We start from the raw sequence: 23,136 nt of genomic DNA on the forward strand, positions 1-23,136 counted from the left end.
CGTTACTCACGTTTAAAAACCAGTGGATTGTCGTCCCAAGGGAGCGCAAAAGGTAAGGGTTTTTCCCAGTTCATACTTTCTAGTTTGCGGTGGTAAATAATGGCCCAGTTATAGACCATTAAATCAAACGCCTCGTTAGCACCATTGCCAGGTTTTTCCCAGCGGCCTGCGCTGTCGCGGACTTCATAGGTCAGTTCATCGTAAAATTCTTCGGGTAACCAGTGAGGAAAATGCACAAATCGAGGCCCAGGAAATTCACGCTGTAAATCGTTAATAATGCCGTCTTTAATCTGGTGGGTATTCAGCATAAATAACGGCACATCGCCTTTAATGACGACATTCCGTGCGCCTTTTTTCTTTTGCTTACCTGGACTGGGGTAGGTTTGGCGAATCAAGGCCGCATTAAATTGACTGGCCCCTTTGACCAACATAAAGCGGCGATTTAATTTTTGTTTTCGTAGTCGACGGTAATATTCATAGGCTTTCGTGGTAACACCGGCTTCACCACCGGAATCACACGCCACCTTGTGTATGGCCATGTAGCGGCCTGAGTCATCCGCTAGCGGGTAGCTTTTTTTAATGACCTGCTCAGTGATTAAATCCCAGTCTTCCACATAAGAGCCTGGTTTCACTTGAACATTACCAGGCCGGTTGGATTGGCTAATATCAAAACGGTCCAATACGATGTGCTCAAGATCGACACCCCAGCCAATCACCTGTACGACAAACCGCGCATTTTTACCCGCTTGAATATCCACGGCAGCGGTTAAGAAGCGTACCCATTCAGGTACCACGCGATCGCCATAGTTGGTAGCACGGTCGGCTAAATCCCCCGCACTGCACGTCATTTCTCGTGGCGGGGTAAAAGCTTTGCCCTGGTCGGTGTTAATGGTGGTTTTCAGTGATTGAAACGAGCCAGTACGCTCATATTCTATTAACGCGGCTTTGTATTTATACACCAGTTCATTCCAGGTCTGGAATGTCGCGGTGGGTCCTTTTTGCCAGAATGATGCAAAGCGGGTGATACGTGGTTCGCCGTGTTTCCGGCCTTGTTTGTCCAGGTATTCACCCTGGCGTAACCAGCGGCCTTTTAAATTAAATTCAGGTTTTTGTTTTTCTTCATGCTCAACGCCGCAATGGGGGCAAGCTAACGTGACGCGTTCGCTGGCTTTTGAGGGGTCGGGTTCTTCTTTATCCCAAACCAATAAATCAAAATCAGGCTCGAACCATTCCCGACAGTCGGTGCATTGCCAATAAAATAAACGGCGGTCGCCCTGGTTATATAAACTTAAAATACCCTCTGTCGGTGGTGCTTCATGTTTATGTTCTAACCTAAAATTCGGGTCAGTAATTTCAAAGCCAGGTGAACTTTCCGCAAGTACCATCCCCGAGGACATAAAGGTTTGTGTTCGTTTACCGGCCAGCAAAAAAGGCGAACCTTCCCCACCAACATTTTGTTCCATCCGGTCATAGTCGGTTAATAGCACTCGTTTCCAATCGGATGAGGCAAAGATATTTTTAGAGGGCCAACCAATTTTTAAATAGTTACCCGCCTTTAATATTTTGTCATGAACGTTGTTGTCATAGGCTCGGGGCGACAAAGCCGCTGCCGTTTCAGGACATGCCAGGATAGCTGGTGTTAGTCGTTTTTTACTGAACTCCCGCGCTTTTTCCTCACTGATTTGTACAATCAACATATCAGCGGGGTCATTGGCAATGGTATCTACCGCCCAACCATCCACTAGGGAAACCGTTTTAGACGTTCGGGCGGGACCGACAAAAATCACCGCACTAAAAGACCGCAACTGTAGGCAATCCATGGGTTCCCACATATACGGGACAATATCGCCGTCCCATTTATCCATGGTGCCACCTTGGCTGACATACAGAATTTTACGAACGGACTTGGAAAGTTTTTCACGCTTGGGGGCTTGGATTAAATCGGTATTTTCTACGAATTGGTCAGTTGTTGAGGCGTACACGATTCCGTTAATTGCCTTTTTAATGTTTGATGTAATTGGTTTCTAAATAAATCACACTGCTTTTCGAGTAAATCCAGTTGGTCTGAATTAAATAGTCGGGTGCGCTCCATTTTGTCGGGCAGCGACTCAAAAAAAGCAACCAGGGTTTTCATTAATTTAATCGACTCTTGCCGTACTTCCTTAGCGGGAATTAATTCACTGCACGCCAATTCAAACTTAAGCCGCTCATTCTCGGATTGATACCAGTCTTTGCGGTCTTTAGGTGGCAGGTCGTTAGGGTCGTAGTCAGGCGGCAGGTTGCGTGCGTTTGACTCGTAAAATAGGTGCTCTACATCTTCAAGGTTATAGCGGTTTGCATTACCAATTTTATCAACTGGCTCAATCCCCTCCTGTCGTATTTTGCGCATCACCGTATTTCGATGAATGTCATAGAACTCGGCGATTTGCGTGATGTTGAGCAGTTTCTGCTCTTCCATGTAATCTCCTTCATGTATTTAAAGTAGCGCTGCTGCCCCTTAAAAGCCCGAAATTCTTCCAAAAGCCGAGCGTTGGCTGCGTGTGGGGCATTTTCAGGCCCTCAGGGTCCCCAGCGCATCCCCCAGGCTCAACGTTGCTCAGAACGCCTCTCAAGCAGCCTATCGAGCTTGTCATTTATGCCACTAATGTCGTTCTTCATCTCATGCCTAAACTCTTTATAACGCTGGTCGGTCTTAGCTTGCGTGGTCATCACATGTTGTATGTTGGTCGCATTAAGATCGATGCGTTTATCTACGGAAGAACCAAATATAATGGCAGAAACGACGACAGGCAGAGTGGCTATGATATGCGTAATATTAATCTCTTTTTTAAATGTCCAAGGTTCGTGATGATTTGCTGTCATTCTCCTAACTCTTATTAATTTTTGTAGTTAAATAATTCGAAAAAACATTTCGTAAAATGCGCCTAAATCCAAACGTATCGATATACACCAAGGCTAAGGCGAGCATATACCATTCCGGTACACTCGCGTTTAAGGCTTCAAAACCATTCTTAATATGGTCAGACATCTCAGGGACAAAGCACAGCACAAGCGGCGTAACGGTAATGATGAGTAAGAAGTCATCCTTCCAGCCCCTTGACTGAATACTTAGAGAGTCCAGCTCTGAGGCAGAGATATTGCCTTGCTGAATTTCGTCTAATTGCTTGTTATGAATGGCTTGCTTAAGCTCGGCTTTGTGTTGCTTATTCGTGAGATAAGTTTGGAAAAGGCTAGTAACTGCAGTGATTATGGTTGAATACATAAGCATTCCTAATTAAGCGGCGGCGCTTCCTCATACCCTTCCGTTAGGTACTTCAACTCCTCAACAGTCAGCATATTCCCCACATAACCAGGCCTAGCTTTCAATACTTCAAGCCTTCCTAGTTGTTGCTTATACAGCGGCATCATTGGGCCTACGGGTGGAAACTCAAGCATATCCTCAGTGACAACCCTTACACCTGGTCTATCTTCGAATACCTCACTATTATTTAATGCGGTCAGAAAATCCCTTATTTCCGTATAGTATTTATCTTCTCTACCAAAGCCATTAAATACAATTTTATCGCCGTCTATTTCCCTTTGCTCATCCAGGGATAAATAGCTGTAACTAATCTCCATGAGTTCATATAGCTCAGTAATCGCAAGGACATCACGCTGTATGTCGTGTGGTAGCTCAAAGTTGCCCTCAAAGATTTCGGGGAAAAGTTCAACCAAATTACTGTCTAAAATCTCAATGTAATTTTTATATTTATTGGCCTCATAAATGCCACCACTCTTTTTATTAAATAAAGGGGCAAGTAATTGAAGAATTCTATATTGATTACTAAGTACGGCTTTCTCGAAGTAGTCCAGGTGATATTTGTTTGTCATTGTTTTCCTTTGGCTTGAGTAGTTGTCTTACTTCCTGATAGATAGCCTTTAATGCTTGCCTACACTCTTTATCCGTTAAGTAAGGCTCACAGGCTGATTTGGCTTGAATCTGGATTAACTTATCTGTTATTTCCGGCTTCAAAGTTGAAATAAATAAGCTCATTTGCTTGTTTCCCACCTCGACCGCCCACGGTGTGCCTTAGACTGACCTCTTTAACACGAAGGCCTGAGAATATTTCTCTCACTGTTGGATGGTCATTAATGCTAATAATCATCTTCCCTTTGATTGAGCTCGCTAGCTCTGCCATCTGTTCATATTCAGACAGATCAAACTCATTGCCATAGCCTGCGGTATCAAGGTAAGGAGGATCGCAATAAAATAAAGTATGTGGCCTGTCGTACTTCTTAATACACTTTTTCCAGTCAAGTTTTTCAATCGTCACACGACTTAATCTTAAATGAGCTTCACTTAGCTTTTCTTCAATTCGAAGCAAGTTAAGTCTGGGTGTACTTGTTGTTGATGTACCAAACGTTCTACTTGTTGATTTTGCACCAAACGACAACTGTTGAAGGTAGTAAAACCTTGCGGCCTTTTGTATATCTGTTAGGGTTTCGGGTGGCGTATCATTAAGCCACTTAAACATCTCACGGCTCACCAGCGACCATTTAAATTGCCTTATAAATTCTTCTAAATGGTGCTGAACAACTCGATATAGATTAACGACATCGCTATTAAGGTCATTAATCACTTCTGTTTTGACTGGTTCTTTCAAAAAGAAAAGTGCTGCAGCGCCACAAAACGGCTCAACATAACACTGGTGTTCTGGGAATTCGGGGATAATATGTTTTGCAAGTCTACGTTTCCCACCCATCCATGAAAAAAATGGTTTACTACTCATTTACTACTTCCTTTTTTCTTTTTTTAAAAAATGCCCTCCATATTTAACTGTAAGGCTTAAAATTGTTTTTAAATATTGCTATCCCACCACTCCCCTACATCAAAACCAGGGCAGGTCTTATGCGGGTCTAAGTCTCGATGCCCGCATATTTCAGCAAGCGGGTATTTATCCTTCCAGCGGGTTAACACACGGTCCAAACTATCAAACTGATCAGCTGTAAACTCATCCCTACCGATTAAGCACACGCCCAGGCTCTTACTGTTGTAGCCCTTTACGTGTGCACCTTTCCAGTACTCGGGCCGACCATTCTCAACCGTCCCATCACGTCGTATAACTTTGTGATAACCGATTCCAGCCCACTTGCGCTGAATGTGCCATCGGTGAATGTCTGCCGCGGTTACGTCCCTATCATTCGGTGTGTCCGAACAATGGACGACTAATCTAGTGATTTTCATTCGATTTACCGTTAATGTTTTAACGCCTCCTCTAACGTCTCAAACGTAGGTATTTGCTTAACCACAATCCTCCCCTCATCCCCCCAGTACTTACTCACGCGGCCATCCCAGATATGTGAATCATCATTAAATACTGCATCGAGCAAGCCTTTCTCTAGGTTGTCTTTATCAGGTGTTTGCTGGTGAGGTTTGCCTCGCATCTCGTCCCGCTTTTTCTCAGTCCAAGACTTGGGCATAGGCATAACAAAAATTACGTGATAACCGCCTTCAGGCAGGCTAAGACTAGCGTTACGGATCTCATCCTTATAATCGCGATACTGCATTACACAGGGTCGTTGTTTCCACTTATCTGAACGCGTCATACGTGGCTTTGTATTTGGTTTTATTGGGTAAGTTTTCATATTGAAGGCAAAAAAAAAAGCCCCACGAATGAGGCTTATTTAAAACAATTGAAGGATAGGCAAAAGATGCCTATTTGGAAGACTTTACGAACGTCAGAAACAAAAAAGCCCCGCTGTGTTAGCGAGGCTTTAACCTTAAGATAAGGTTCTCTTAGTATGGGCGTATTATACCCCCCAAACCTGTGATGGGTCAATTAACTCTATTAATTTAATTTGTTTTTAATTGAGAAAGAAATTTCGTCATCCCAAGCTTTAAAATGCTCAACACACTTCACGTAACGACTAAACCAATTAGTCCGCCAGGTGTCGTAATGCACGCCACAGAATCTAGCCTGCTCAGCTTTCTTCATTGGCTTTTTGCCATCCTTGCAGGAGCACTTTTTAGCCTTCGCTTTATTGATATAACCTGTTCCATTGCAGGCTTTACAGAAGTTCTCACCAACAAGCTCATTAATCACCAGCCGCCCCATCTGCAGGAAGAAAAACAGCGAGCGTTTCTTGTCATTAGGAAAAGGCTCTTTCCAGCCCTGCTTAAGTGCAAACAAGATAACCGCCTTTTGAGTTAGCTTATCTAGCTCATGTAGTACGGTTTTATCGTCTGTGTATTTCAGCAAGCCGTACAGATACGCCTCTCGGCTTATATCAGCCATGCCCAGCGCCCCAGCCACGTCTTGCATTGTTAACGTCGGTGTACCGCCTAAGCAGCCGTTTCCGACCTTCTCGTAGTTCAGCCCTTTTGCGGTCATCATTGTCATTAGATTCAATCTGTTTGTGTTCATGTTTGTTCGGTCTTAATTGTTTTGTTGTTTTTAGGTAGAAACCTTTTGGTAAGTTATGGGGAAGAAATCCCAAAAGTTCACCAAAAGTCTGAAAGAAGAAATAGTCTATAAAATAAGTATAAATATAATAATATTATATATATTAATAATACTTATGGAGTTATGGGGTAACTCCTTACCCTTCTTTTTTTATTTTGTATTTGGGTATATATACTCTAAACACCTCCCAAAACCCCAAAAGTCATTTTTTACCAATAAAATCAATAACATCTTTTGGTATTTAAGGTGTTCCAAAAGCTCCCCATAAGGTCTAATCTCAATAAGTGGTTAATCATCTGTACAAAAATTAGCATGCACCCAGCACTCTACCCTTGGCCTTCCTTTAGTTTTTAAAACAGGATAAAAAGTCGCTAGTCCTCGTCCCTGAATCGCACAGAAAATTTGTCGTTCTTTTTGAGGGTCCAACTTTGAGAAGATAGGTATATCCCTCATTTGTCGCCTAGATAACCCTTTTTCACCAGCCTGACGAATAGCTTCCGTACAGGCTTTTAGCTCTGTCTCAAACTCAGAGCCACCTACACGTCGTATAACCGTATCGACTAGCTTGTAATCGAGGTGGCGTACATAATCGATGGCCCATTTAGTTAACTCATGATGTATAACGCGGTTTTCTGAGCTTTCCGACAGCGCCAGAATAAGCGCAAGCCTCATGGCCTTTTCACGGGTACGGGTTAGCAATACATACAGCTCTGAATCTGTTAGCTGTTGTTTCTTGTCGTTTAGCTCTTCCTCGAACGCGGTGAGCAACTGCAGGCTTTTCTCATCAAACATCAAAACATGCTGTTGAGGTGCTTCATGACTTGCCTTGTAAGGTGTTAAGTTACCCACCAGGTTGGTCCTTATCTGTCGTATCCAATCCAGAATAGGCTCAGGTGTCGGCATCGCATTAGGCTTAACAGACAATTGCATGGGTAAATCACTTTCCATAATCAGGAAGCGCCCCAGGAAACCATCACGCACCAGTTGCGGTGTAAGGCATTGATAAAACGTTCCAGGGGTTGTCATACCAAACAGCGTAATAGCCGGATTAACCACCTTTAACGGCTTGTCCTGGTCATCTTTTTTAGCTGACATTGTTGAGTATGTCTGAGGCCGTAAAATGCCATCGCAGCGGCTCCAGATCTCGATTAACTGTGTTATTGCTTCTTCACGGTGAGAGTTACCCTTTCGATGTGAGCTTTCGAGGTATTTACCAAATTCATCAATCACCGTTATGTGATTAGGGTAATCTATTGTCTGGCTCATTACCGCGCCAGTTGATGTATAGCCACTACCGCCAATTAAATTGCCATAGCCAGCTGCCTCTAAGACCGTTTCAATAATCTTCTTGCCGTGTTCCTTCCCTTCCCCGCTCTTAGCGATATTCAGGAAATACAACGACGAAAAGTTCTCCTGATCTGTCTTGTAATAACGCCCACACACCAAACTACCTAACGCTAAGGCTGCTTGAACAGATAGCGCTGGTTGCTTCTTAACGGCCGTCTCGTTCGCGTACTCAACTAACTGGCCTAGTACCCCTGGCACTTTATACAAATGGTCAGGAAGGCCCTCAGAAACGACGAAAGGCGTATATTCATTTTGCGGTTCTGGCTTTTCATGAACCAATGGAATGGACGAACCAGGATTATTGTTTAAATGGGTTAGCGCTACGCTAGCAACGGTTGTATTAATCTCAGGGTTAGGCAATGGCACTTGGTTGGTAACGTTCCACTGCGCTACCAGCTGAGTCACCGTTTTTAGATCATAACCCGCCGTGATGTATTGGCCCGCTAAACTTGCCGCTGCATTGTTACGTCCTCCCTCAAGTACAGGGCTACCGTCGTGTTTTGTGGACGCGTAAGCACTGGCACTAAACCCAAAGTTACCAGCGGGTTTGTCCTCAACGTTAAACGCTTTAATCGCTGCTATATCTTCATGAGAAAGAAACGGCAAATCATGTATAGAATTAATTGGCCAGCTGGCGTCTAACTCCCACTCATACACGACACCTGTGTGATGCACAGAACCAGGTGCAACGACATAACCACCCTCGCCCCGTATATCTATTTTTGTAGTGGTGTTGGATGAATTACGAATAGCGACCTTATTGTCATACTGGAAATAGTAATGCTTACCTTTTGAAGTTTTTACTTTCCACGGCGTGCGCCCTATTTTTCCCGACTCCATGAATGTCACTGCTTCCAGCGAATCCGCATCCACCACCACGATATTTTTACCTGTGATAATGCCGTAGTTCGCCTGTGGCCAGCGTTGTGTCCAGGTTTCTATTTCTGCGTCGGTGGGGTTTTTGTCTTGATATTGTCGCCAATTAATTAAGGGCGCTTTTGGCCATTGTTTTTGGGCCTTGTCTCGATCCCCGTTACAGCGCTCATTAATAAAAAACTCTGTTATTTTCTCAAATGGTGAGCCGAGCGGAATGATAGTAAAACCCTGCTCAGCCAGTTCCCATGCTAGTTCCTCTGTAGATTTATTTGTCATGCATACTTCTTAGTTAAATTTATAACTATTCGTCAGAATACCTTGTGACATTAAGTAAAGTAACCTACTTTTTTAAAGTTAGATATAGCTTTACATTGCAGCTTATGGGTGTCTTACTATGGACTGTAGCGACAGCGACACCCTTTTTTTCATAGAGTCCCGCAGCTGCTTTAATTAATTAATTAAGCTTCATTTTTTAAAAAATTAAATAAGCTTAAAAAACTTGCAGCACTAAATTTCGCTATCTACATTATTTAATGTAAAAACATCTCGATAAAAAATGTTTGGGTGTCTCTATGTATTAGACACCCCTTGTACCTACAGTGCCACTTAACTTGTTTCCGTTTCGAGCCATATAAGTTAAGTGGTTTTCTTTTTTAAGCCTCCTTAAGTTCAGCACTAAACGCATCACGTAGCATATTCAGGTCTTTATCGACTAACATATTTTTGTCTTCTACAGCGTGAATTTCTGTGCTCTTAAACTGCCCAGGATCTTCACCCGTAATAAACACCTTACCTGTATCTCTCAGCTTGTACTCAATCCAGTACTCACCAGCATCCAGAGCTTCCGCGAAGTTCAACAACAGGTCAGGTATATACAGGTGCGAACGACAACCCCACAACTGTTGTTGTTCTGTTAATGTCACGTTGTAGCGCTTGCATACCCAACTTCCGCCCGCTTCAGCACTGATATGTAGGCAGGTTCGGCAATTAACTGCTGGGGCTTTCTCACCGTGACAAATGGCCTGGTGATTACATAGCTTGCACTCAAACCAAGATGGATCATCATTAATGCGCGCTAATGGCCGATCACTAGCAATAATCCGCGCCGCTTTTTCATATTGTTCATTTGCGTGGTCTTCATCAAAATCAATAAACTCGCCGTATAATTCTTCGTTATCTTTATTTACCGCAATATAAAAAGCGTGCTTAATCTTGCTCGCAGACATATACACTTGCATTTGCGTATAGTGCTGAGGCTTGGCTTTCTTAACGCCTTTTTTCTTTAACTCTTTGAACGATTTATCGCTATGGGTTTTCATTTCAACGACATGTTTTTGATTGGGGTTTTCAGGAAACCCCAAACCAATACCATCTAAGCTACCGCCAAAAAAACCATCACAAGCATTGATTTGATACTGCTTTCCTGTGCGAGGATTAACTGTACTGACTTTGACACCAATCGACTTCAAGTCAGCAGTGAAGCGGTCTTCAGCCAAATGACCTGTCTGAAAAAGACGATATAACCGCCCCTCTAAATCACTTGGGGTACACCACCGGAAGTCATACCAGATTGCCCGTTCGCAAGATTTGCCTATGATTGAAGCGCCTAAATGGCCTCGAAAACCACTGTCAGAAGTATTTTTATAATGCTGGTAAATATTATTAATTGTGTCGCTAGCGAGGTTAATTGCCATTATTTTTTTGTTTTAGCTCTATACCTTCTTCAGCCTCAAGCCATTTCCACTGCTCCATAAACTCAGGTGTTTTTTCAGCGCTTTCTACAAAGGCTTTACACGCTTCTTTGTACTTTTGACATGCTTCATGTCTGGCCACATAAGCGGCATTCATTTCATCGAATAGTTTTTTTTGAGTAGCGTTCATTCTTGCTCCTTAATTATTTAAATTATTAGTAAAGCGGGAGTATTAACCCCAGCCCTGCCCGCTATTTTGTTGTTGCTGATTGTAAAATGGTGGTGTATTTGCAGTAATATTCGGCTGATGCTGTTGCATCACTTGCTGTTGAGCTAATGGCGCAAACTTTTTAATATCGTTTTGTGGCCCATATTGAGGGTTATTTCTGATACCAACAGAAATGACACACCCTTGATTTAGTAGCTGATCACTGTCATTAGCATCAGGATAGCCAATCGCTGTACACAGCGCAGATAGGCGCTTACGGCCTATTTCCTCAGCCTGTGGGTTCGGGTGAGAAATATTGAAATTTTCATAAATACTGCGGTTTTGATATTGCCCTTCAGTGATAACAAATTTCACCTTCATCAATGCGCCGGTATTTGCACGGTTTGCATTAATACCCGCTTCAGTAATGATAGCAGGATAATCCCCTGCAGGGATCGGGGTAAAACCCTCATCAGCTGGATATTGATTTGCAGAAAATCCAAAACTAGCCATTGTTTATAGTTGTTCCTCGTTGTGAATTTGTTTGTAATGCCGTCATAAATGCTTCCCAAGACAAAGGCATTTTTTCCGGTAAATTAAAACGGTTTTTTGCTTTGTAAGCGGGTTTCTCGACCGTATAGATATTGCGCTGCCCAGTGCCAACGCCTCGGGCTTTATCTTGGCCGTTGCTCAGTTTGTCACGTTGAATCGTTGTCTGGTAATTACAGAAAAGTACACAGTCAGACCATTCCTGCATTAACGCACTGGCTTTATCGTGTAGCTTTAATTGATAACGGTCGTAGGGTTCGGTTTCTGGCGAGTCAAAGCGTTTAATATTGGAATGGCTAATTAAAATAACTGCCATTTTTTTCTCAACTCGAAGCCTGTCGAGTAAATCTAAAATCACACGCCAGTAAGCCAATGCTTCAATGTAGCCTTTACCAAAACCAATTTCTTCAATGCTATTTTTACCCGCTTTCTTAGCGACAATATCCCAGACCAGTGGCTCTAAATGGTCCAATGAATCCAATACAACTGTCTTAAACTCATGCTCTTCACATAACAAAGCATTCAACGCACTTGTTGTGTCTTCATATGATTTAAGCACTGGAAACGAATCAAGCTCTAACAGCCCCGCCCCGTCCTCGGTAAATAGAAAAATAGGTTTAGGCGCACCCGCTGCAAATGTCGTCTTTCCTATGCCTGGCACCCCGTACAGCAATACTCTCGGGGCTTTCAGGCCTGTTGTCTTTGATATACTGCTGAGTGAGATAGCCATTAATGTACACTCTCTACGACAACAGATGTTTTGCTCGGCGTGGTCGTAATGATATTAGTCACCATGGCATATTTACGCTGACTCTCATCGCGTAGGCTACGCAGTGCTTTTACATCAACCTCGTATTTTGTACGAAACACCTTGTTAAAGGTTTCCTCGCCCACCAAACGCTTAACGTGACTTACTTTAGTTTGGTCAACTTTGCGATCAAATTTTGATGTTGTACGTACTTTAAAGCGTGGCGTTGTTTCACTTCGTGTGCCTTCAATCTCACAACCCATTAGCTCAACTATTCGTTCTTCAATTGAAATTCGGTGCTCTCTGGCTTCGGTTTCTTTTTCCCTAGCCTCTTCAAGCAGCGAAGCGCAATAATCCAGCGCTTCCAGCGTTAGTTCTTTTTCTTCCATTGTTATTGGTCTCATCAAATACATGTTCGTCTTTCTCTCATCGATGCGAATTATAAACAGATTCACCAAATAAACACAATACCGTGTTTTTTTGTATTTTTGTTTCTTTTATCACGAAATAGTTGTTTTTGACAAAAAAAACACGTATCTGTATATTTTTTCCACACTTTTGAATTATGTGTGTTCTTCATATGATTAATCTCGACATAGACCAGGCCCTTATTGATGAGTATTGGGTTGGAGTAGGTGAAAGACTTAAACAAGCAAGAGAGGCTTATGGCTTTAAGAAGAGAATTGATGCCGCTAACTTTTTAGGGATCACCGTTGCACGCCTTGCAAACTATGAGTATGGCTCACGGCAATTGAATTACTTCCAGGTTTTGGAGTTTGCCAAGGTCTACAATGTAAGTCCTGCTTGGCTTGCAGGTTATGAGAAAGATGCCACTGGGCTTAAACACCTTACAAATGAGATCACGGAAATACCTAGTGACTTTGCCATTACACATAGTTGGCTAGAAAAGCACAATTATGACAAGAATAACGTGTCTATCATTGAGGTACCTGACAACAGCATGAATCCTACTCTGCCAGAGGGTGAGACAGTCCTAGTCAATAAGGCTGTTAATGCAATTACAGATAAAGATTTGTATGCCTTCAAAGTCCATGACAAGCTCTTATTCCGCTGGATTCAAAAGACAGGTGATGACTCATTCACAGTCGAAGCAGAACAAAGTGACATGCTCTTTCCTGACCAAACTATAAACAGTGAACAGTTTTCTCAGCTACAAATTATTGGGCGGGTAGAAATGGTCTTTAGGAAAAGATAAAGAGCTAAAACTTTAGGAGTAGGCAGTTGTTAGTAAGTAGCATCAGTTTTGAACCATATTTTTATTGCTTATTCAAAATGTTTTGGTTAACTGGTTTTTTTAGTTTTTTAACAATTATTACTTCAGGATTTGATAAAAACACGAGAAGTAAAACCATTTTCAAAATGTATATGAAAGCAGAAAATAGAAATTTTTTCGCCTTTTTAGATTATAGGCATATAAGCCCTATTAAGTTTTACTCTTTAAGTTCACTCTGGTTTTTGTGTATTTTCTACTTCGTAATTATAGATGCATATATTCATACTACTGCTCTTTACATCAATTCTTTTGGTGAACCACAAATAATACAGGGAGATATCACTAATAACTGGAAGATAGGCTCTCGTAGTGTAAAGTTTGAGGTTGATGGAAAAATTATCAGTGCAGGCCCTGGGAGTAGCTCATGCTTAACAGATGCATCAACGATTAATGACCAACTAGATATAGGCAAACGTGTCTTAGTTGAGTATGTCGATCGTTGGTCATCATGGGACTCAAACACTGGACCATGTTATTTGCAAATGAAGCTTTACAATTAGGATGTAAGCCAATGGACTAAGTAATCTGAGCTTTTTTATTCTTCATATCAGTTCTCATCTTAAGATATGCGTTTTCATCATGTCATAAAAAAATACTGATCTTATTTTCTTAAAAGTCACCCCTAATTTAGGGATGACAAAACTAGCTATACTTCTATTTAAATATTAAAAAGAGCCTGGTATTGGAAACTTAATATTTTCAGAAATAGTTCCCCAACAACCCATCCACCCAACACAATAGTTATGTTTAGAGTGAGTTGACATGCATAAATTATATCGATTTAAGTGATAATCACGCCGATCAATGCATAATTTAAACGGAATTTTTGTAACTATTTCTGTGCTTCCATCGGTAGCCATAGCTTTAACAGATAATTCGGGAAGGTTATTTTTATCATCAAATGCTTCAGCTCCACCATTTATTGTATAATTAAAATATGAAGTCTGACCATAAGCATCGTCAAATACATTATCTCCATTTGAATCCCAACTGAAAGTTACATTATCACTATTTCCACCAATGACAAATGCCATTGCATTCGCACGAACTTCCACAGTTATTTCATTTGAGGTAGTAAAGAGTGGTTCACCGCGTGTAAACATCTCTACATGTAAATCCGTGTCCAAATTTTGGTCATTTGCATAAATTGAAGTTGCCGCAAAAATCAAACCAGCCATTAATGATATTTTTTTCATATATCTTCCTTATACATACTGAAATACTCCATATAAAATGGCGACAAGTCGATGCTCTAATACCTCCTTCTAATTGTCAATTTTGATTGAATTTAATGTATTGCCCAACGCTTTAAGTACATTGGAATCAGTTAAGCTAAGCGGCTTTAATGAGCATTACAATTAATGTAATAGCGTGTATCTCAGTAGGTTTGCTTTCAATCTAACCACTTTGGTTTTACAATATGCTTAACTTACACAAATCGTGTAAGCATACACGTTTTGTGTATGCCGCTTTTCGGCGGGTGAAGAGGGCCGAATACAAGACCGAAGTTCGGAAATAAGCCCCGCCAGTTAGTTTTCTCGTAGAACAGTTGCCTGGTAGTTGACACCCGCCACCATATCGTTTAGAAATGTATCCACTACTACAAAGCAACTATTATTTACGAGACTAAAATGAAACCACTTCAGTTTCTCATCAAATCGTTCGTACTTTCGCACATCACTCGTCGTCTATTTTTAGTTCGTTTTTTAATCAGCTAAATAGATCTCTATACCTTTAGTTTTTACTGCGAATTGTCGTAGTGCCTTTGCACATCTACAGAGTAGAAAAGTGAAATATTTCACCTGTACCAAAGTCAACAAATGACTGATAGTTCGCGCACGGAATTGATTTAAGACGAAAGTACAGGCTATGTCACAAGCGAACTCCAACACCTCTACATTCCAGGCCATGCTTGATGATGGCTTCACTATGACCCCTAGTGGCCTATTCAATGCAATTGCAGAGATCGGGTTAAGTAAGCGAAAGTTTTTGATATTTGTATTCATCTTCAACAAGACGTTTGGTTTTCGTAAAGCCTTCGATCGTATCGCGCTCAGTCAATTTGTAGATGCCACTGGTATTGCCAAACAACACATCTCTCAGCTTTTAAAAGAGCTAGTATCTGAAAAAATTTTGATCAGAAAGACGACAGATGCAGGCTACCTGTATGGCATCAACCCTACCCTTCTAGACATTGGCAAACAGTCAAAGCTATCCCAGCACAAGACTAAAAAAGTAGAAGACTCAGTTACTCAAACAAGTAACCAGGGGGGTTCCCTAAACGAGGTAAAAAGAGTTACCCAAACAGGGAACCACAATAATATAAATACAAAATATAATAATATTATTATTAAAGAGCCTTGCTCAGAAAATGAACAAGGTTTAAATTTTGATCAAATCAAAAAGCAAAATCCCACCCCTGAAGACTTCCAAAAAGTTAATGCCATTGTCTTTGAGTCACTAGAAGAACAATACGGCACTGAGTTTATTCAAGACCATGAGACCTTGGTTAAATCAAAACTCATGGATAACGAAGCTTACTGCCGACAAAATGGCTACTTCCCAAAAGTCAGCATGGCTCTGAAATACGTGCAGACTGGCATTGATAACTACCTGAAGACCCAAAAGCGCACCGCTCAAATCACCGCAGCCTTAGACAAGAAAGCCAAGGCCACCACTGATTATCAAACCAAGATCACTTTAGAGCTTGAGCGCAAAATGGATGCTATTGCGCAACGAGGACGTACGACAGCTGAAGAGCTTACAGATTACAGCTGGGCTAACAAATTCCGCTTTGACAACAACAATACTGACGAGAACGCACATGACCCAATCCATTGCCACCAAGAACCAGGACCCAATAACCACACGCAAAGCCGAGTTGATCTCTTGTTTTAACTACTGTCGTGCTATGGCCAGTGGAATCGAAACAATCAGTAAGACACTGCTTGAAAACGAATCCATCTATGGCGGTGAAGACCGATTGGCAGACATTTACACTCTGTCCAACCGGTTGAAACAGGAGCTAGAGTTAATCATTCAGGATTGAGCATGAGCGAGATTCAAGGAAAAGAAGTTATTGGTATTCAAAGCCAAGCGTTAACTACTGAAGAGCTGCATATTCTTGTAGCTCTTGCAGATGGCAAAACTGACGATGAAATTGAGCAAGCGCTAGGCACTAATATTACCTTAGCAAGCCTACCGATTAGAGCAAAGCTCGGCGCTAGAACAAAAACACACATGATTAGCCGTGCTTTTTTGCTTCAGGTTTTGATACCTAGAGCGTTGGTTGTACTGTTATGCGCATCGATGGTAGTAGCTATGGATGATGGTTACAGGCGGGAGAGGACACGGGTAAGAAGCCCGTACAGAACGACACTAAGAATAAGAACTTAAATCAAGGGAGAGAGTAAAATGGCCTACGAAATTGCAAAACATTGATTTCTTGACTGCTATTGTTATATAGCCCAGAATCCACGGCTTTTTAAAACCATAAGAGTAGTAAGGTTTGTTAAGACCTATGAGATTCCTCCTGATAACTTTGTCTTTTCTCCTTTGTTCTGCGTGTGCACCTATGCCTGAGCCTTATATTTCATACAGTGGCAACAAGCTTTCACCTTCATCAACAGCAATTGTTAGGGGAGAAAAGAAAGGACCTAATCAATATATACTAGTAACATGTATTGATGGTGAATCGACAGATAAAACTGAAGAAAGTATATTTGGCTATGAAGAGTCAGGTAAAAGGTACCCAGCGTCAGTTATAGTTCTGCCAGGTCGAAGGTACTTCAGTATATTATACTCTTCAGGGTTGGCGTATGACTACTATGTAGTTGAGTTTGAAGCAGATGCTGGGCAAGAATATTTGATAAAAGAGAAAGTTAAAGGGTATTCAATTAATATTTTGATTGAAAATGTTAATACTAAAAAAATGGTTAAACGTACTATCAATCCATTACAAGAAAATAACCCAAAAGCAAAGCTCTGCTTTTAAAGTTTTAAGTGTTTCAATCTAGTTGTTGTCCATTTTGATAATGGACAACATTTCAAATTAATAATCAAAATCTATACAAGTCTTAGCATTAGGGTCCTTATTTGGCTCACCTCCAGTGATACCCCCAACAACAGTTCCAGTAGAAGTATCTTCTATCCACACTTTAACAGCATAACTTCCAACCAACTCTCGTCTCAGAAGGTATTTATGACCTGCTTTAGTATCAAGCCAATAATGGCCATAAGCAGAACCGTTCATGCCCCAGTATCTTGTTCCGATATACCTTCGACCTGGCAGAACTATAACTGACGCTGGGTGTTCGCTAAAGTTATTTGCATCGTATCCCCAACCATTTCTAGTTGACTCACCATCAACACATGTAATATCTATTCCCTCAAAGTCCTCCTCTACACTATCAGCAATTAAAACTGTAGCGTTCTCTGGTAAATCGGGTCCAGAATACACTTTGTGTGGAGTAGGAATACACGCAGAACAAAGGAGAAAAGACAAAGTTATCAGGAGGAATCTCATAGGTCTTAACAAACCTTACTACTCTTATGGTTTTAAAAAGCCGTGGATTCTGGGCTATATAACAATAGCAGTCAAGAGCTAGATTTTCCCTTATATCCTAGCTTTACTTGATGCTTATTAGTCGCTGTGGCTTCACCTAAATCCTAAACCTATTCCTAAGCCCTAGACCTATAAGAAACAGGAAGATGAAGGAGAGTAGGCCCTGTATAATAAACACAGCATCAGGTGTAGTGCACGTCAGCGGGGATGTCCCTGCAGAGCAAAAAAGTTCTTGAATGCTATTACTTCTAATATCTTTTGCACCAGATATAAACGGAAATGTATTAATGGCAGATAATTTAAATGCCTCACCAACTTTTTCTAACGTTGAAGGCCATGGGATATAAAACAATAAAATAACCCATAAATTTAACCCCAGAAGCCACATGGAGGGAAGGTATACACTTTGCCCATAATTACTGGTTTTATCAAATAGTAAGTCAAGTATAGAAGCCCAAAAACCAGCGTTATGCCAGCGTCTAGCTCGCATCTCATTAGCATGGAAGGCTAGAGCTGATTCATGGTCTTTGTTGTCCTCTGCTATATCTTTTAAACGCCTAAGGCGGGCTTCATCTTCAGGGTCTTCGGCTTTTCTGAAAAACCCACTTCGTTTTAAGTTACATCGAAGCCCATGAACAGTAACTTTGTGAGATACTTTAGTATGTGTTAAGTCAGGTATACAGTTAAATGACCCAGCTAACCTAAATGATTTATTGAAATTTGAAAACCTAAATGATAAGAAAATAATTTTTTGGTCGCCCCAAAGACTTGTAAAATTCACTCTTTGATAACAATCAATGTCCTCAAAAGTATAATATCCTTTGTTGACATATTCAGGACTAAAATTTAACTCTCCTTTAAATTCAGCTCCAGCAAAACTTACAAATTTACTATAAATTAATGTTCCAGAAAAGCACAATTCTCCTTCACTAAACTTCGCATTATCAAAGACCAAATGTTTATTATAGAAGTGCACTTTATTAAAGCTTACATCTCCTTCACCAAACTTTGCTCCTATAAAAACAACGTTTCCTTCACCAAACTTTGCGTTACGAAAGCTTACATTTCCATTTCCAAAATCTACTTCATAAAAATCAATGTTTCCTCTACCAAAAATTACTTCCTCAAAGCTAACTCTTCCATTACCAAACTGAGCCATTAAAAAGCTTATTTCACCTTCACCAAACTCTGCTCCATCAAAGGAAACATTTCCTTCCCCAAAAATGGTTTTTTCAAAACTAACATTTCCATTTCCAAATTGAGCGTTATAAAAACTTATATCGCCCTTACCAAATTTTGATCTTTCAAAAGTAACACCCTCCCCTCCAAACTGAGCACCACTAAAATCAACATGCCCATTGCCAAAACGAGCTCCATAAAAGCTCACTTCACTTTTACCAAACTTTGTCATCGTGAAATGAACACTTCTTTTCATTTGTCTATTATTAAAAGTAGAGCCCTCAAAACTAACCTTACCGAAGGGGAAAAAAAATCCACTAAAATCAACAGGTCCTAAACCTTTACAGTGTGAATTAAAATCTACATTACTAAAACTCACATCCGCCACTGGATTTTCTTCAACCCATTTATTCCAGACCTCTTTACCCTGCAACCATAGTCCAACAGCCTCATCAGGCCCTAGAGATACTTTTGCTTTAGTAGGAGAGGAAACCATTTCATTCATGAAGAAGCTCTCATCAGTAATACTATCCAGTTATCCTGCGTTATCATTTGCTTGGAATATAGTACTACCAGCTTCATAGGATTGAAACGCGATGCATAAAACACTTGTAGCCTTACTTATAACCGCCCTCCCCTCCCTCACGTTTGCTGACATCATCGGCAAAGTCGTATCAGTGGCAGACGGGGACACGATTACTGTGTTAGATGACTCAAAGAAACAGCACAAAATACGCTTTGCAGAGATCGATACACCCGAAAAAGCTCAGCCTTATGGGGCAAAGGCTAAAAAGGCGTTATCTGACTTAATCTTTAGCAAGACAGTTGAAGTGCGTGAGCACGATGTTGACCGCTATGGTCGTATTGTTGGCCATGTGTATTTAGACGGCAAATGGATCAACGCCGAAATGGTTAAACAGGGACATGCATGGGTTTATAGGCAATACAGTAAAAACAAAAACCTGTTAGCTCTAGAGCGAGATGCCAAGGCCGCTAAAAGAGGTTTATGGGCGCTTTCAGAAACCCAGCGTACACCGCCTTGGGAATGGCGAAAGCAACAACGTTCAGGTAAGAAAACGCAAACTCAGGCTAAAGCTCAAAACTCATCAAGTGGTAAATGTGGAACGAAAAAGTACTGTAAGGACATGAGTAGCTGTGAGGAAGCGATGTTCTATTTACAGCAATGCGGGCTGTCAAGACTAGATAGGGACAAGGATGGCGTGCCTTGTGAGTCGATTTGCAAGTAAATAATATAAGCTCATTTCTTATCAAATGATATGATATCAAATCATATTAAAACTCTCGATATCATATCATTTCAGGTGCTATCAAATTACATCAAAAAGCAGGATATCACCTGTTTTCATCTAGAATCAGACAACATGATATCACCTGATATCATATCATTTATAATCAGCCAGCTTGTGCAGCTCAGGCAGCAGTATAGATTGTATTAGCTTCTGTTTACTTCGATGCTTACTGTTATCAAATGCATCTTCAAGCAGCTGTAATTGATATTTGTTTAGCCGAAGCAAGAACTGCTCTGTTGGCTTTTCATCTGGATCATGTTCATTCTTAGGTTTTGCAGGCTCAACGACTGGCTCAACCTTTTTAATTGGTTCAGGGTTACTTTTGGGCTTCTTCCCAGAAATGAACGCTTTCCTCTCTTCTTCTGAAAAAGAAGTTAGCTCATCATCAGTTACTAGTGAGTTTTTAGGCATTGTTGTTACTCAGCATCCGCAAATATTTTCTTAGCAAGTCTGTTCATTTCAAACACAGCTTTTTCATCTTTGTACTCAATGACACTTAACCCGCTGTCTTCACACTCTCTGAACGCTTTTCGAGAATATAAACACTCATCAAGTATTTCGACTAACTCAATACCTGGTAGCTCCTGAATTAGTCCAATACTTTCACGTTTCTCACTCGACAAGTGGTGTGTAGATACTTCATTAAAAAATAGAATGCACTTAAGCTTGCGATTCATCTTTGAAGCCTGACTACAAAGCTTCAACATGTGAGGTGTAGTTTCCAAATTGAATGTAGATGGCTTGAGTGGCATCAGAAGTATGTCAGCAGCCAACAAAGCAGACCTAAGTTCTTCTGAATCTCGTCCACCTGTATCAATAATTAAGTCTTGATATCTATCTTTTAAGTCAAACAGGGAATCATAAATATCACCTGTTTTTTGTACGCAGTGAATTTTGGGTTCAGCCTCAGCTCTAGATCTTCTTAGCGCCCACTTGCTCGCAGATGGTTGCGGGTCTGCATCAATTAATAAAACATCCCTCCCCTGCTTCGCTCTCCACACAGCTAAGTTAACGGCAGCTGTCGTTTTGCCGACGCCCCCTTTTTCTTCCCCCACTAGAATAATCATAGGCTTGCTTACCCAATTAAAGTGATATCATATCATATTATTGCATTTAGTATTATTTATGCAACTTTGACGGTAAGAGATGTACAACAGTAGCTTAATGAAGATATCATGTTATCTGATTAAAAATTAGATGATCTGATATCATATCATATTAAAAGGTAGCTACATGACTCAAAAGTGCCACTCTTTTAATCATCTTTTAGAGCGCCACCCCAAGAGCGAACTACAACTGGCTCCCAGTTATGTGGGTGCCACTCTGAGTGTCACTTTATCAGTGGCACTATCTGTATTGCTCTTTGCCTCAATCTCAGAAGATTACTACTACAGCCTTATGTTTGCTGCACTAGCAGCTGCATTTGAGCTTGCGAAGTTTGTGGCACTACCCGAGATTGCACGACGAAAGTCGCGTGGTGATTGGCTTGGATGCATAAGCGCATCTGTGTTGTTTGGTGTTCTCGCAACTGCCAGTATCTTAGGCTCTATTGGTGGGTTGCAGAGTGACACCCAGCGAGTACAAGCCAGTATCACAAAGTCAGAGCAGCAAAGAGTGGCACTCACAGAACAAAGACAGTTGTTGCTTGATGAGATTGCAGAGAACCAGAAAGCTATAGATAAGTACATCGCACTCAACAGAATAAAGAATTATGCGCAGCCGCTGCAGCAACGTAATGAAACGCTGAGGGTGAAAGCGACAACGATACAAGACAAAATCAGTAAGCTTGATGTTGTACAAGAAACACCAATGACAGCGTTGCTTGGTGCGATTGCTACAGCAGTGGGTGAAGATAAAGCAGTTGTGCAAGTTTATGTATTTATCTTACTGGCTGTACTGCTTGACCTGGTTGCAAGCTTTTTCATTTGCTTATTGCGTGAAGAAAACGACTTCCGCCGTGATTATAAAAGTAAGCAGAAAGTAGAAGAGAGTGACACCACTGTTGATGAGGAAGAAAGCACAACAGTTGCACTTTTAGAAAGTGCCACCCCTGAGCCTGAAAAAGTGCCACCCACTGCTACCCCTTGCCAACAGTTGGGTAGCGACATTGGATGTCAGCAAGAGGAGGGTGGCGATTGTCATAATCCAAAAGATATGGAACAACATAAAAATGTTGTCGGCATTAATAATAAGTATGAAAAGATAAAAAAAGAAGTAATGGAGCTGGAAGAGGGTGAAATTGTTAGTCAGCGTGATGTGATTAAACGTCACCAACTCGGGACAAAATCAGCAACCAGGCTTTTCAAACTGATGGTGCGTGACGGACTGATTGAACAGAATAAATCTAGATATTATTATCGAGCGGCTCAAGGTAAGACGATAGAACGACATGCAAAAAAATATGGCTAAAAAGCCAACGGTGACAGTAACAGTTAAAAAGCGGCGACGTGTGGTTGTACCTCCACCCATGGAAATGGAAACACCACCAGCCGCTGAAGTAGCTAAGACTGAGCTTAAAATTAAAAAGGCTGAACCTACTAACTATAAAAGTAGAAAAACGGCAAAGCAGATCCTCGCCATTTTGGCTGATGAATTTCCTGCTGTTTTTGCTGCAGAGCCAAAGCCATTAAAGTCTGGTTTTACCCAAGACTACCCATCAACCAGGTTAACCCCGCGAGAGTGGAAGAGGGGGGTTGCCAAGTGGGTAACAAGTGAAAAGTACCTCAAAAGCTGTACAACTGGTACGGCACGAATTGATATAAATGGCCAGGTAAGTGGGGAAGTGACCCAGAAAGAAGCTAAATACGCTAAGGCCCAGCTGGCAGTCACTCAGCTTTTGAAGAAAAAGCAGTTTTCAGGATTAAACAAAAATAAGCAGCTGGCCATGCGTGAGATGGCTAAGAAGGTTGCTAGGGAGGCGGGGTAGT

General features: G+C 41.3%; 29 protein-coding genes. 9 read left to right on the forward strand and 20 right to left on the reverse strand.

Translation table 11 applies throughout. The annotated features are described in order from the left end of the window. Window positions 1–2: 2 nt before the first annotated feature. The 15 genes from KHS79_RS23390 to KHS79_RS23460 form a co-directional block, all read right to left on the reverse strand. A complete protein-coding gene (locus tag KHS79_RS23390) occupies window positions 3–1,982 on the reverse strand; it encodes a phage terminase large subunit family protein (RefSeq protein ID WP_212722572.1) in 1,980 nt (659 codons plus the stop codon). Continuing rightward, window positions 1,952–2,458 (reverse strand): DUF1441 family protein, encoded by a 507-nt coding sequence (locus KHS79_RS23395; protein ID WP_212722574.1) that lies wholly within the window; start codon window positions 2,456–2,458, stop codon window positions 1,952–1,954. The genes KHS79_RS23390 and KHS79_RS23395 overlap by 31 nt, the downstream gene beginning before the upstream one ends. Window positions 2,459–2,586: 128 nt before the next feature. Beyond that, on the reverse strand, window positions 2,587–2,862 hold the full coding sequence (locus KHS79_RS23400; RefSeq protein WP_212722576.1) for a hypothetical protein: 276 nt from the start codon (window positions 2,860–2,862) through the stop codon (window positions 2,587–2,589). 4 nt (window positions 2,863–2,866) lie between these two features. After that, window positions 2,867–3,262 carry a hypothetical protein gene (locus tag KHS79_RS23405; protein ID WP_212722578.1) on the reverse strand — a complete coding sequence of 132 codons (396 nt, stop codon included), beginning with the start codon at window positions 3,260–3,262 and terminating at the stop codon, window positions 2,867–2,869. An 8-nt stretch (window positions 3,263–3,270) separates the two neighbouring features. Then, on the reverse strand, window positions 3,271–3,870 hold the full coding sequence (locus tag KHS79_RS23410; RefSeq protein ID WP_212722580.1) for a YfbU family protein: 600 nt from the start codon (window positions 3,868–3,870) through the stop codon (window positions 3,271–3,273). A 119-nt stretch (window positions 3,871–3,989) separates the two neighbouring features. Continuing rightward, window positions 3,990–4,769, reverse strand: coding sequence for a DNA adenine methylase (locus tag KHS79_RS23415; protein WP_212722582.1), 780 nt, complete (start codon window positions 4,767–4,769; stop codon window positions 3,990–3,992). A gap of 68 nt (window positions 4,770–4,837) precedes the next feature. Beyond that, entirely contained in the window at window positions 4,838–5,224 is a 387-nt protein-coding gene (locus KHS79_RS23420) for an N-acetylmuramoyl-L-alanine amidase (RefSeq protein WP_212722584.1), read from the reverse strand. 11 nt (window positions 5,225–5,235) lie between these two features. Beyond that, window positions 5,236–5,625: a RusA family crossover junction endodeoxyribonuclease gene (locus KHS79_RS23425; protein ID WP_267910775.1), complete on the reverse strand. Its 390-nt coding sequence runs from the start codon at window positions 5,623–5,625 to the stop codon at window positions 5,236–5,238. A 203-nt stretch (window positions 5,626–5,828) separates the two neighbouring features. Then, the gene (locus KHS79_RS23430) at window positions 5,829–6,374 is read right to left on the reverse strand and encodes a hypothetical protein (protein ID WP_212722588.1); all 546 of its coding nucleotides are present in this window, start codon (window positions 6,372–6,374) and stop codon (window positions 5,829–5,831) included. Window positions 6,375–6,731: 357 nt separating this feature from the next. Next, window positions 6,732–8,942: a bifunctional DNA primase/polymerase gene (locus KHS79_RS23435; RefSeq protein WP_212722591.1), complete on the reverse strand. Its 2,211-nt coding sequence runs from the start codon at window positions 8,940–8,942 to the stop codon at window positions 6,732–6,734. Window positions 8,943–9,319: 377 nt separating this feature from the next. After that, window positions 9,320–10,360, reverse strand: coding sequence for a hypothetical protein (locus KHS79_RS23440; RefSeq protein ID WP_212722593.1), 1,041 nt, complete (start codon window positions 10,358–10,360; stop codon window positions 9,320–9,322). After that, the gene (locus KHS79_RS23445) at window positions 10,350–10,547 is read right to left on the reverse strand and encodes a hypothetical protein (RefSeq protein WP_094789771.1); all 198 of its coding nucleotides are present in this window, start codon (window positions 10,545–10,547) and stop codon (window positions 10,350–10,352) included. The genes KHS79_RS23440 and KHS79_RS23445 overlap by 11 nt, the downstream gene beginning before the upstream one ends. A gap of 42 nt (window positions 10,548–10,589) precedes the next feature. Continuing rightward, a complete protein-coding gene (locus KHS79_RS23450; protein ID WP_212722594.1) occupies window positions 10,590–11,078 on the reverse strand; it encodes a DUF669 domain-containing protein in 489 nt (162 codons plus the stop codon). Beyond that, window positions 11,071–11,844 (reverse strand): ATP-binding protein, encoded by a 774-nt coding sequence (locus tag KHS79_RS23455; protein WP_212722596.1) that lies wholly within the window; start codon window positions 11,842–11,844, stop codon window positions 11,071–11,073. The genes KHS79_RS23450 and KHS79_RS23455 overlap by 8 nt, the downstream gene beginning before the upstream one ends. Continuing rightward, window positions 11,844–12,251 carry a DUF7173 family protein gene (locus KHS79_RS23460; RefSeq protein WP_212722598.1) on the reverse strand — a complete coding sequence of 136 codons (408 nt, stop codon included), beginning with the start codon at window positions 12,249–12,251 and terminating at the stop codon, window positions 11,844–11,846. The genes KHS79_RS23455 and KHS79_RS23460 overlap by 1 nt, the downstream gene beginning before the upstream one ends. Window positions 12,252–12,442: 191 nt before the next feature. On the opposite strand from KHS79_RS23460, the gene KHS79_RS23465 reads away from it, so the two are divergent. After that, the gene (locus KHS79_RS23465; protein ID WP_212722600.1) at window positions 12,443–13,078 is read left to right on the forward strand and encodes a LexA family transcriptional regulator; all 636 of its coding nucleotides are present in this window, start codon (window positions 12,443–12,445) and stop codon (window positions 13,076–13,078) included. A gap of 26 nt (window positions 13,079–13,104) precedes the next feature. Continuing rightward, the gene (locus KHS79_RS23470; protein ID WP_212722602.1) at window positions 13,105–13,656 is read left to right on the forward strand and encodes a hypothetical protein; all 552 of its coding nucleotides are present in this window, start codon (window positions 13,105–13,107) and stop codon (window positions 13,654–13,656) included. A gap of 165 nt (window positions 13,657–13,821) precedes the next feature. Here the strand turns inward: KHS79_RS23470 and KHS79_RS23475 are convergent, their stop codons facing one another. Further along, a complete protein-coding gene (locus tag KHS79_RS23475; RefSeq protein ID WP_212722604.1) occupies window positions 13,822–14,352 on the reverse strand; it encodes a hypothetical protein in 531 nt (176 codons plus the stop codon). Window positions 14,353–15,025: 673 nt separating this feature from the next. On the opposite strand from KHS79_RS23475, the gene KHS79_RS23480 reads away from it, so the two are divergent. From KHS79_RS23480 to KHS79_RS23495, 4 genes are all read left to right on the forward strand, one after another. After that, window positions 15,026–16,054 carry a replication protein gene (locus tag KHS79_RS23480; RefSeq protein ID WP_212722606.1) on the forward strand — a complete coding sequence of 343 codons (1,029 nt, stop codon included), beginning with the start codon at window positions 15,026–15,028 and terminating at the stop codon, window positions 16,052–16,054. Between the two features lie 13 nt (window positions 16,055–16,067). After that, on the forward strand, window positions 16,068–16,205 hold the full coding sequence (locus KHS79_RS23485) for a hypothetical protein (RefSeq protein WP_212722608.1): 138 nt from the start codon (window positions 16,068–16,070) through the stop codon (window positions 16,203–16,205). 2 nt (window positions 16,206–16,207) lie between these two features. Then, the gene (locus KHS79_RS23490; RefSeq protein WP_212722610.1) at window positions 16,208–16,552 is read left to right on the forward strand and encodes a helix-turn-helix domain-containing protein; all 345 of its coding nucleotides are present in this window, start codon (window positions 16,208–16,210) and stop codon (window positions 16,550–16,552) included. Between the two features lie 178 nt (window positions 16,553–16,730). Next, window positions 16,731–17,150 carry a hypothetical protein gene (locus KHS79_RS23495; RefSeq protein ID WP_212722612.1) on the forward strand — a complete coding sequence of 140 codons (420 nt, stop codon included), beginning with the start codon at window positions 16,731–16,733 and terminating at the stop codon, window positions 17,148–17,150. Between the two features lie 57 nt (window positions 17,151–17,207). Here KHS79_RS23495 and KHS79_RS23500 read toward each other — a convergent pair whose 3' ends face one another. After that, entirely contained in the window at window positions 17,208–17,681 is a 474-nt protein-coding gene (locus KHS79_RS23500) for a hypothetical protein (RefSeq protein ID WP_212722614.1), read from the reverse strand. Window positions 17,682–17,817: 136 nt separating this feature from the next. Further along, window positions 17,818–19,404, reverse strand: a complete 1,587-nt coding sequence (locus tag KHS79_RS23505) for a pentapeptide repeat-containing protein (protein ID WP_212722616.1) — start codon at window positions 19,402–19,404, stop codon at window positions 17,818–17,820. 91 nt (window positions 19,405–19,495) lie between these two features. Between KHS79_RS23505 and KHS79_RS23510 the strand changes: the two genes are divergently transcribed. After that, window positions 19,496–20,146 carry a thermonuclease family protein gene (locus KHS79_RS23510; protein ID WP_212722618.1) on the forward strand — a complete coding sequence of 217 codons (651 nt, stop codon included), beginning with the start codon at window positions 19,496–19,498 and terminating at the stop codon, window positions 20,144–20,146. 156 nt (window positions 20,147–20,302) lie between these two features. Here the strand turns inward: KHS79_RS23510 and KHS79_RS23515 are convergent, their stop codons facing one another. After that, the gene (locus KHS79_RS23515; RefSeq protein ID WP_212722619.1) at window positions 20,303–20,620 is read right to left on the reverse strand and encodes a hypothetical protein; all 318 of its coding nucleotides are present in this window, start codon (window positions 20,618–20,620) and stop codon (window positions 20,303–20,305) included. Between the two features lie 5 nt (window positions 20,621–20,625). Beyond that, on the reverse strand, window positions 20,626–21,276 hold the full coding sequence (locus KHS79_RS23520; RefSeq protein WP_094789783.1) for an AAA family ATPase: 651 nt from the start codon (window positions 21,274–21,276) through the stop codon (window positions 20,626–20,628). 166 nt (window positions 21,277–21,442) lie between these two features. Here KHS79_RS23520 and KHS79_RS23525 point away from each other — a divergent pair, with 166 nt between their 5' ends. Further along, a complete protein-coding gene (locus KHS79_RS23525) occupies window positions 21,443–22,618 on the forward strand; it encodes a hypothetical protein (protein ID WP_212722620.1) in 1,176 nt (391 codons plus the stop codon). Continuing rightward, window positions 22,611–23,135 (forward strand): ProQ/FinO family protein, encoded by a 525-nt coding sequence (locus KHS79_RS23530; RefSeq protein WP_212722621.1) that lies wholly within the window; start codon window positions 22,611–22,613, stop codon window positions 23,133–23,135. The genes KHS79_RS23525 and KHS79_RS23530 overlap by 8 nt, the downstream gene beginning before the upstream one ends. Window position 23,136 lies beyond the last annotated feature (1 nt).

The organism is Zooshikella ganghwensis (assembly GCF_018263875.1).
Classification (GTDB): Bacteria; Pseudomonadota; Gammaproteobacteria; order Pseudomonadales; family Zooshikellaceae; genus Zooshikella; species Zooshikella ganghwensis.

Coding starts and splice junctions, on each gene's coding strand:
- KHS79_RS23395 (WP_212722574.1), bottom strand. CDS start 2,458: ATGGAAGAGCAGAAACTGCTCAACATCACGCAAATCGCCGAGTTCTAT.
- KHS79_RS23400 (WP_212722576.1), bottom strand. CDS start 2,862: ATGACAGCAAATCATCACGAACCTTGGACATTTAAAAAAGAGATTAAT.
- KHS79_RS23405 (WP_212722578.1), bottom strand. CDS start 3,262: ATGTATTCAACCATAATCACTGCAGTTACTAGCCTTTTCCAAACTTAT.
- KHS79_RS23410 (WP_212722580.1), bottom strand. CDS start 3,870: ATGACAAACAAATATCACCTGGACTACTTCGAGAAAGCCGTACTTAGT.
- KHS79_RS23415 (WP_212722582.1), bottom strand. CDS start 4,769: ATGAGTAGTAAACCATTTTTTTCATGGATGGGTGGGAAACGTAGACTT.
- KHS79_RS23420 (WP_212722584.1), bottom strand. CDS start 5,224: ATGAAAATCACTAGATTAGTCGTCCATTGTTCGGACACACCGAATGAT.
- KHS79_RS23425 (WP_267910775.1), bottom strand. CDS start 5,625: ATGAAAACTTACCCAATAAAACCAAATACAAAGCCACGTATGACGCGT.
- KHS79_RS23430 (WP_212722588.1), bottom strand. CDS start 6,374: ATGATGACCGCAAAAGGGCTGAACTACGAGAAGGTCGGAAACGGCTGC.
- KHS79_RS23435 (WP_212722591.1), bottom strand. CDS start 8,942: ATGACAAATAAATCTACAGAGGAACTAGCATGGGAACTGGCTGAGCAG.
- KHS79_RS23440 (WP_212722593.1), bottom strand. CDS start 10,360: ATGGCAATTAACCTCGCTAGCGACACAATTAATAATATTTACCAGCAT.
- KHS79_RS23445 (WP_094789771.1), bottom strand. CDS start 10,547: ATGAACGCTACTCAAAAAAAACTATTCGATGAAATGAATGCCGCTTAT.
- KHS79_RS23450 (WP_212722594.1), bottom strand. CDS start 11,078: ATGGCTAGTTTTGGATTTTCTGCAAATCAATATCCAGCTGATGAGGGT.
- KHS79_RS23455 (WP_212722596.1), bottom strand. CDS start 11,844: ATGGCTATCTCACTCAGCAGTATATCAAAGACAACAGGCCTGAAAGCC.
- KHS79_RS23460 (WP_212722598.1), bottom strand. CDS start 12,251: ATGGAAGAAAAAGAACTAACGCTGGAAGCGCTGGATTATTGCGCTTCG.
- KHS79_RS23465 (WP_212722600.1), top strand. CDS start 12,443: ATGATTAATCTCGACATAGACCAGGCCCTTATTGATGAGTATTGGGTT.
- KHS79_RS23475 (WP_212722604.1), bottom strand. CDS start 14,352: ATGAAAAAAATATCATTAATGGCTGGTTTGATTTTTGCGGCAACTTCA.
- KHS79_RS23480 (WP_212722606.1), top strand. CDS start 15,026: ATGTCACAAGCGAACTCCAACACCTCTACATTCCAGGCCATGCTTGAT.
- KHS79_RS23485 (WP_212722608.1), top strand. CDS start 16,068: ATGGCCAGTGGAATCGAAACAATCAGTAAGACACTGCTTGAAAACGAA.
- KHS79_RS23490 (WP_212722610.1), top strand. CDS start 16,208: ATGAGCGAGATTCAAGGAAAAGAAGTTATTGGTATTCAAAGCCAAGCG.
- KHS79_RS23495 (WP_212722612.1), top strand. CDS start 16,731: ATGCCTGAGCCTTATATTTCATACAGTGGCAACAAGCTTTCACCTTCA.
- KHS79_RS23500 (WP_212722614.1), bottom strand. CDS start 17,681: ATGAGATTCCTCCTGATAACTTTGTCTTTTCTCCTTTGTTCTGCGTGT.
- KHS79_RS23505 (WP_212722616.1), bottom strand. CDS start 19,404: ATGAATGAAATGGTTTCCTCTCCTACTAAAGCAAAAGTATCTCTAGGG.
- KHS79_RS23510 (WP_212722618.1), top strand. CDS start 19,496: ATGCATAAAACACTTGTAGCCTTACTTATAACCGCCCTCCCCTCCCTC.
- KHS79_RS23515 (WP_212722619.1), bottom strand. CDS start 20,620: ATGCCTAAAAACTCACTAGTAACTGATGATGAGCTAACTTCTTTTTCA.
- KHS79_RS23520 (WP_094789783.1), bottom strand. CDS start 21,276: ATGATTATTCTAGTGGGGGAAGAAAAAGGGGGCGTCGGCAAAACGACA.
- KHS79_RS23525 (WP_212722620.1), top strand. CDS start 21,443: ATGACTCAAAAGTGCCACTCTTTTAATCATCTTTTAGAGCGCCACCCC.
- KHS79_RS23530 (WP_212722621.1), top strand. CDS start 22,611: ATGGCTAAAAAGCCAACGGTGACAGTAACAGTTAAAAAGCGGCGACGT.